The organism is Microcystis sp. M53603_WE2, assembly GCF_030065435.1.
On sequence record NZ_JASJFF010000715.1, the window covers coordinates 1 to 1,985 of the forward strand.

The window sequence follows — 1,985 nt, forward strand, 5'->3', positions numbered from 1 at the left end:
ATTCGCTTAACTTCTGTACGGATGCCGGTGACTTCGTTGCGGAAAAACTGTCGATCGCTCTCAGCTTGAGTGATAAATTGATTTAAGCGCTCGTTGGTTCGTTCAAGACTCCCTGCTATTGTCCTAACTTCACGGGTTAGCTGTGCTATATCTTCTCGATTCTGTTGCGTGAGGACAACGGTAGCCTGTAGTATGCTCTCGATCCGTTCTAATCTTTCATCCGTCATCGGTTACAATCCCTTTAGCGCTTTTTATCGGTCTCTCTACTTAGAATTATATAGGGCTTGCTGAATAAATCTAAAAACCTTGTTGGCATAGTTGGCATAGAAGGCGTGTTTAGTCTTAGCCATCTCAAACAAACTAAAGTCGATCAAGAAGCAATAAAAGAAGGTAGAGAAGAAGGTCAACAACGGGGAAAATTACCAGCAAAATTTAGATTATATTACCCTCGCTACTGCCTTAGACTTAGACAGGGAAAGGGGGCGAGAAGTTCCCGAAAACTGCCGTCAAAATCTCTCCGTAATCGGGCAATTTTATGAAACTAATTCTCTCCGTCCTGATGACTCTTTTTATCTTTGGTTTTGCTATTCGTTTATTGGCTCTGATTGGTTTCCCTATGATACTTTTAACTATTAGTGCCAAAGGTTTTCGCAATCAGTTAAGTTAATCGTTTTTCAATCATTCCCTGGGGAAAAAATTAATCTATCCCGGGGTCGTGAACAACGATTAATTATTAATCCTTTAACCAAAACGACCGCTAACATAATCTCTAGTGGACTCTTGAGCGGGATTTTGAAAGATTACCTCGGTGCGATCATATTCCACTAAATAGCCCACTTTACCGCCTTTTGGGGTCGGTTCAGCATTATAAAAAGCCGTTAAATCAGAAACCCGCGACGCTTGTTGCATATTATGAGTAACAATAACTATAGTATATTGGGTTTTCAATTCGTGAATTAATTCCTCAATTTTTAGGGTAGAAATTGGATCGAGTGCCGCACAGGGTTCATCCATTAAAACAACTTCCGGTTTAACCGCAATAGCGCGGGCAATACATAACCTTTGTTGTTGTCCCCCCGATAAAGCTAAACCACTTTCTTTGAGTTTATCTTTAACATCATCCCAGAGAACGGCTTTTTTTAAAGATTCTTCCACTAATTGATCCATATCACCGATGTAACCATTTAAGCGCGCCCCAAAAGCGATATTTTCATAGATAGATTTAGGAAAAGGATTCGGTTTCTGAAAAACCATACCAATACGACTGCGTAACCCGATAGGATTAACGGAATTACCATAAATATCTTGACCGCGAAAGGTAACTTTTCCCTCAATTTTGGCACTTTTAACCAGATCATTCATGCGATTAAAACAGCGTAAAACTGTACTTTTTCCGCAGCCAGAGGGACCGATAAAAGCGATCGCTTTTTTCTCAGGAATATCAAGGTTAACATCACGAACAGCAAGATTAGAACCATAGTAAACGTTTAAGTTTTTGGTTCTCAAAACTGCATCGGTGACAACATCTTTACTATACATAATTTTCAAAGGAATAGGTGTTGGGGAAAAAGGAAAAGGGAGACGAGGAGAGGGAAGAAAAAAGCTGATAACTGATAACTGATAACTGATAACTGAATTTAGCCAAAACGTCCACTAACATAATCTTTAGTTGCTTGTTCTTGAGGATCACCGAAGATTTTGTCCGTATGATCAAACTCGACTAGATAACCAATTTTGCCACCTTTATCGGTGGCTTCAGCGTTATAAAAAGCCGTTAAATCTGCTACTCTTGTGGCTTGTTGCATATTGTGAGTAACAATAATAATCGTGTAACGTTCTTTTAATTCGTGCATTAATTCCTCAACTTTTAAAGTTGAAATCGGATCGAGTGCCGAACAGGGTTCATCCATTAATAATACTTCTGGTTGAGCGGCAATAGCGCGAGCAATACATAATCTTTGTTGTTGTCCCCCCGACAGGGAAAA

The 1,985-nt window shown here is 39.6% G+C and carries 4 protein-coding genes; 1 reads left to right on the plus strand and 3 read right to left on the minus strand.

Features of this window, described 5'->3' with window-relative positions:
• On the minus strand, positions 1 to 227 hold a 227-nt coding region (locus tag PX481_RS15380; RefSeq protein WP_288094901.1), incomplete at its 3' end, for a hypothetical protein.
• A gap of 308 nt (positions 228 to 535) precedes the next feature.
• Here PX481_RS15380 and PX481_RS15385 point away from each other — a divergent pair.
• Positions 536 to 667, plus strand: a complete 132-nt coding sequence (locus PX481_RS15385; protein ID WP_002760015.1) for a hypothetical protein — start codon at positions 536 to 538, stop codon at positions 665 to 667.
• A 74-nt stretch (positions 668 to 741) separates the two neighbouring features.
• Here the strand turns inward: PX481_RS15385 and pstB are convergent, their stop codons facing one another.
• Positions 742 to 1,539 (minus strand): phosphate ABC transporter ATP-binding protein PstB, encoded by a 798-nt coding sequence (pstB, locus tag PX481_RS15390; RefSeq protein WP_149976845.1) that lies wholly within the window; start codon positions 1,537 to 1,539, stop codon positions 742 to 744.
• A gap of 98 nt (positions 1,540 to 1,637) precedes the next feature.
• A partial coding sequence (locus PX481_RS15395) for a phosphate ABC transporter ATP-binding protein (protein WP_288094903.1) occupies positions 1,638 to 1,985 on the minus strand: 348 nt, incomplete at its 5' end.